7 protein-coding genes are annotated in these 5,113 nt (G+C 52.7%); 5 read left to right on the forward strand and 2 right to left on the reverse strand.

Features of this window, described 5'->3' with window-relative positions; translation table 11 throughout:
- Positions 1–383: 383 nt before the first annotated feature.
- Positions 384–893: a MaoC family dehydratase gene (locus FJ147_27005; protein MBM4259537.1), complete on the forward strand. Its 510-nt coding sequence runs from the start codon at positions 384–386 to the stop codon at positions 891–893.
- 42 nt (positions 894–935) lie between these two features.
- Here FJ147_27005 and FJ147_27010 read toward each other — a convergent pair whose 3' ends face one another.
- Entirely contained in the window at positions 936–1,640 is a 705-nt protein-coding gene (locus FJ147_27010) for a nitroreductase family protein (protein MBM4259538.1), read from the reverse strand.
- 97 nt (positions 1,641–1,737) lie between these two features.
- On the opposite strand from FJ147_27010, the gene FJ147_27015 reads away from it, so the two are divergent.
- Positions 1,738–2,298 carry an ureidoglycolate hydrolase gene (locus FJ147_27015; GenBank protein ID MBM4259539.1) on the forward strand — a complete coding sequence of 187 codons (561 nt, stop codon included), beginning with the start codon at positions 1,738–1,740 and terminating at the stop codon, positions 2,296–2,298.
- A gap of 6 nt (positions 2,299–2,304) precedes the next feature.
- Here FJ147_27015 and FJ147_27020 read toward each other — a convergent pair whose 3' ends face one another.
- Positions 2,305–3,024 carry a hypothetical protein gene (locus tag FJ147_27020; protein ID MBM4259540.1) on the reverse strand — a complete coding sequence of 240 codons (720 nt, stop codon included), beginning with the start codon at positions 3,022–3,024 and terminating at the stop codon, positions 2,305–2,307.
- Here FJ147_27020 and FJ147_27025 point away from each other — a divergent pair.
- The 3 genes from FJ147_27025 to FJ147_27035 are packed head-to-tail and all read left to right on the forward strand — an operon-like array spanning position 3,002 to position 5,072.
- A complete protein-coding gene (locus FJ147_27025) occupies positions 3,002–3,709 on the forward strand; it encodes an RNA polymerase sigma factor (GenBank protein MBM4259541.1) in 708 nt (235 codons plus the stop codon). The two genes, FJ147_27020 and FJ147_27025, sit on opposite strands and share 23 nt — an antisense overlap.
- 3 nt (positions 3,710–3,712) lie before the next feature.
- The gene (locus tag FJ147_27030) at positions 3,713–4,684 is read left to right on the forward strand and encodes a methylated-DNA--[protein]-cysteine S-methyltransferase (GenBank protein ID MBM4259542.1); all 972 of its coding nucleotides are present in this window, start codon (positions 3,713–3,715) and stop codon (positions 4,682–4,684) included.
- A gap of 19 nt (positions 4,685–4,703) precedes the next feature.
- Complete coding sequence (locus FJ147_27035; protein MBM4259543.1) at positions 4,704–5,072, forward strand: hypothetical protein; 369 nt, start codon at positions 4,704–4,706, stop codon at positions 5,070–5,072.
- Positions 5,073–5,113: the final 41 nt, after the last annotated feature.

The raw sequence follows: 5,113 nt of genomic DNA on the forward strand, positions 1-5,113 counted from the left end.
GCCCGGTACTCCCACCATCGGTAGCATGGCGTATCCATCCTCTTCCTCTATATCTGCGCGCCTCTTGACCGCAGTCCACGCTCGCTTACCACCCTACCCTTCCAAGTCGTGAAATATACACACATCAGAGCCCATACCCAACGTTTCCGTTCACTACAGCCAGACCTCTGCATTCGCCTTCCCCCTACTCTTCTTGCTTGCTATGCATTCAGAAAAGTCGCCGCACCATAGCTGAACTGCGCGAGCTTGGGAAGCGAAGGAAGTCTAAGAGTCTGGGCACACGCTACCCCAACTTCTTTATTCTCCATTTTTCATTTTCAATTCTTAATTCTTCATTATTTTGTGCTACAGTGCCGCGCAAAAATTGCAGGAGGATTGACGCTATGGCAGTCAAACCAGGTTGGGAAGGCCGCTTTTATGAAGACTTCGAAGTCGGTGATATTTATCGCTGTCGCTTAGGACGCACCGTTACCGAGAATGATAACATCTGGTTTACCTTGCTCACCTGTAACACCAACCAGATTCACTTCAACAACGAATACGGCAAACAGACCGATTTCGGCAAATGCCTGATCAATAGCGCGCTCACTTTGTCGATCATCGCTGGACTTGGGGTCGCTGATGTGAGTGAGAACGGCTTCAATCTGGGGTGGGATAACGTGATCCTGCCGAATCCGGTTTTCGCTGGTGACACGCTCTATTCGGAGTCGGAAGTGTTGGAACTGCGCGAGTCGAAATCAAAACCGCAATGGGGCATCGTCAAAGTCAAAACGCGCGGCTACAAACAGGATGGCACCTTGATCTGCGAATACTCACGCAATGTGATGGTGTGGAAGAAGGCGCATGCACCCAATCGGGAGCTGTTTCCGACACCCAAAGTACAGCAAAAGTAAAAGCGTAGGGCGCACGGCTGTGCGCCCCTACGAGGGAGAGATTCACTGCTCCGCCCTTTCATTCTTTCCTACTGGCGCAGGAGCGACGTAGCCCACTGGACGTGTAAACGGCGTTCCGTGGTGGTCTCGCCACGTGACTTGTTCCACTAGTTCGCGTGACACTGGTCCAAACTTGCCCATCGGATAACCAATAGGGATGAGACCATAGGTGGTGATTGAATCAGGGAGGCTCAGGATCTTCCGCACTTCGTCTTCATATTGACACGTCACTCCGGTCAAGGTTGCGCCGAGCCCCAGCGCACGGCAGGCGAGTAAGATGTTTTGGATAGCCGGAAAGACGCTGCCACCAAGCAGGCGAGCAAAGTTGATGGCATTCGGTCCGGCCAGTCGTTGAGCGTGAATCTTGCGCGTGCGCAAACAAGCAAACAGCATCACCGGCACTTCAGCGAAATGGTCCGCCAGATAGCGGGCCGCGCGCATGTTACCATCCATCTTGGCGCCGGCATCAAGGTAGTTCTTCTCGGCGATGTCCCAGCCGCGTTGATACACTTTGGCAATCTGACTACGGATTTCTGGGTCTGTCACAACGACAAAACGCCAGGCTTGCACGCCACCACCGCTCGGCGCGCGCACTCCAGCATCAAGAATTTGATAAATCAGTTCATCAGGCACCGGATCGGGCTTGAGTCGCCGCATGCTGCGGCAGGTATACATAATGTGAAAGAGATCGGTGTTGGTATCTGTCATGTCGTCTGCTACTCCTTTTTGGCATGGCGAAGACCATAGCCATTCTCGACGTAAAAGAGTAGAGGTAGCACAGTTCTTCGGCAAAGGAGTAACGACGATGACGCAACCCGTGCTACGTGAGATCAGAGTTGAACCAGCCACACCCGAAGCAGTGGCCCCGTTTGGGCAACTGCTCGGTGTCAATGAAACCACCAAACCCCTGCCGGTTGGTTTTTATGACGGCAAAGTAACAGTGTATGCACCGGTTGAGTTCAACTCTGATGCCGATACGCAACTGACGCTCGCAACGGTTGATCGCCGCGATATGCGTGTGCAGTGGATGGAGCGTCATTTCAAACACACGCAAACATTTATCCCGTTAGAAGGAAAGCCATTCGTCGTGGTGCTCGCACCCCCCAATGATAAAGAAACGCCAGACCTCGATCAGGTCCGTGCATTTCTGTTCGATGGTACCAGCGGCTTCACCATGAAAATCGGCACCTGGCATGAGTTTCCCTTTGCGCTGGTTGATCGCTCAAATGTGATCGTGATTCTGCGCAAAGAGGCAACCCGCAGTCTGATGAAAGATCAGGTCATTGACGGTGAAGGGCACGGACCGGATTTGGACAAGAAGAATCTGGTTAAGCGAACGGGTGTCACGCTAGAGGTGAAGCTCTAATGTCCTCTATTGAACCGTATACTCCACCAACTCCGTCACACTCTTAATCGGCGTGCCCTCGCCTTCGTCGCTAATGGCACGGACTAGCCCCACACCTGGGGCATACCACTCGGTGTGACGTAGATCGAAGGTGGTCAGCTTTTTGGTCTTGGGGTTGGGCATTTGATTTGCCGTAATCGTTTCAATTCGTAGACAATTGCGAAAAACTCCGCCGACAACCCATACATCTTCTGTTTCAATCCGGGCGTTCGCGATCGAACTCGAATGCTGACGACCACTCAACGGCCATAAGTCGGCCTTCAATAAGACTGGCCACGTTATCTCACCGACGAAGGGACTCGGGAGAATTTGCTCTGCGTCTTGACCAAGTTTAGTATCCCAGACCCTCACTCCATCAGTATCAAGCCACGGAAAACGGTGGAGAAATCCATCCTTGTGGAAATAGGCCACCGTGCTGACGGCTTCTGGTGCAGTTTCTGTCAGTGGTTCGTATTTTTCTGAGACGACAAACGACTGCTTATCTGAGAGTCGGAGACCATCATCAATAACCGTCCCAGTCATGTAATAGATATAGTCACCACCAGAAAAGACGACGAGATGTTTCCAGCGATTGTTCTTTGCTAACGGGAAATAATCGAGCGGTTTAGACGACTTTGGCACCAGCGAAAAAGCAAGCGCAATAGCCACGAGGAAGAGCGCTGTAATGGAGATGAGCGGCTTAACCATAGGGCCACTATACTGCGGTGGGGTACATGGGGCAACACAAAAATATCACGAGCCTGGGTTTCACAAATTGCTCCTTGAGGGGTCTTGTGTATATGAAATGGGAGCAATGAGCGCACGTCAACCGTCGGAACAGAAGCTACCCTTTGCGGAAGTTGTCTCCCTTCATCAAGAGGTGGTGTACAGCTATTTGGTCCGGTTCACGCGCAATATCCACGATGCGCAAGATCTCTTTCAAGAAACGTTCCTGCGCGCACACCGGGCCTATCTTGCGCTTCCTCGCGATGCTGACCTGCGCGCGTGGCTGATACGGATTGCCGTCAATGTTTCAAAGAACTATGTCCGCGACCGTCAACGACGCACGAGAGTATTGGTCGCGGAAGAACACGGACACGGGTATGATTATTCCGTCTTTTCACCCAACACTTCTGATACGGAGCAAACTATGATTGCCCGCGAAACCGCGGAAACTCTTTTCGCCGCGATCAATACGCTACCATTCCATCAGCGGTCTGCCTTGATTCAACGCCAATTTGAAGGACTCGATTACGAAGCGATTGCCAGTAACCTTGACTGTTCCGCAGAGAGCGCACGTGCGCATGTCTATCACGCCCTGCGCAAGCTGCGGCTCTCGCTCATCGCCGATACACAACAGCCTTCACGCCGTACTCGTACCTCGGAGGAATGATATATGCGTAATCCCTCTTCTCATCGTCTGCCGTGTGGTTTTGTGGAAAACGATATTATCGCCGAAGTGTTGGGTGAAGCTCCATCTCACCTTAGCCTTCGCGTCCGTACACATCTGCTTGGCTGTCCGTCATGTACGGCACTGGTAGATCAATATCGTTCCCTCTCTCAACAGTTGACTGTCCTCTCGCATAAAGGAGGTGGTACCATGCCTGGGTTACCAGAGGCCCGCCGTACGCTTGAGACTCGGTTGGCAGGCCATCCCCGGCCACGCCTGGTGTTTGATGTCTGGCACTCGCCGGTCGGTGATATTCGCATCGGGAAAACCGACAAAGGGATCGCGCTGGTGGAGTTCGTTCGTTCAGACGAGAAACAATCGCCAGGAGACCATCTGCAAGAGGTGTTTACGATCGAACACGACAGTTCAGCGGTTGCCGAGTTCACGCACAAGTTACAGGACTACTTCGCAGGAAAGTTACAAACGTTGGACTGGCTTGTTGATGACACGTTGATGCGCAGTGATTTTCAGCGTGAGGTGTTGCGCGCCACTGCCGAGGTTCCCTACGGCACGGTCGTCACGTATCAAAGCATCGCCGATACTATTGGCCAGCCGAAGGCGGTACGGGCCGTCGCCCAAGCTTTGCGTTTTAATCCGATCCCGATTCATATTCCGTGTCATCGCGTGATTGGCAGTGATGGCGCACTGACTGGCTACGCCGGCAATCTCACCGGTATCAAGCAGCAGATTCTCGCCATCGAGGGGATTCCAGTCGTAGAGGGAGCAAAGGGGCTCGTCATTGCCAAAGAGCGGATGTATGTCGGCTGGCGACAGAGTCGTTGTTTTTGTCTTCCCCGGTGTCCATCACTCAAAGATCAGTCGGCTGGCGAGCGAACCTTCATTCCGTCGCGTAGTCGTGCCAACGCGATGGGCTATACACCGTGTGATGTTTGTCACCCAGAAATGAATGCATCGTAAGCGCTAAACAGGAGGACGTATGGCAGGAATTGATCATACCATCGTGACAGTGAACAACTTCGAACAAGCAGGCCGGTTCTATAGCTGGCTCATGCCGAAGATTGGCTACAGTGGCGGCGAGCACGACTACGGAGCCATGAAAGGGTGGATGGGCAAAGATATGAGCTTCTGGATCAAGAAAGCTGACCAACGCTTTGCCACAGATACCTTCCATAAAGATCGTGTCGGCCTCTGTGAAATTGCCTTCAAAGGCGACAGCCGTGCGCAAATCGATACGTTAGGCGGTGGCAGGAAACAACTTACCGCAATAGTGATTGACCGGAGTGGAGAGCCTCTGCACAAGAGCAGGGATGAGAGACGAGACCATTGTGTGCTGGCTTCGGTCTAAGTATCGAAGTCTGGTCGAAGAGCTGGATGAACGCGGGCGAC

Source organism: Deltaproteobacteria bacterium (assembly GCA_016874775.1).
In the GTDB taxonomy this organism is placed as follows: Bacteria; Desulfobacterota; Binatia; order Bin18; family Bin18; genus VGTJ01.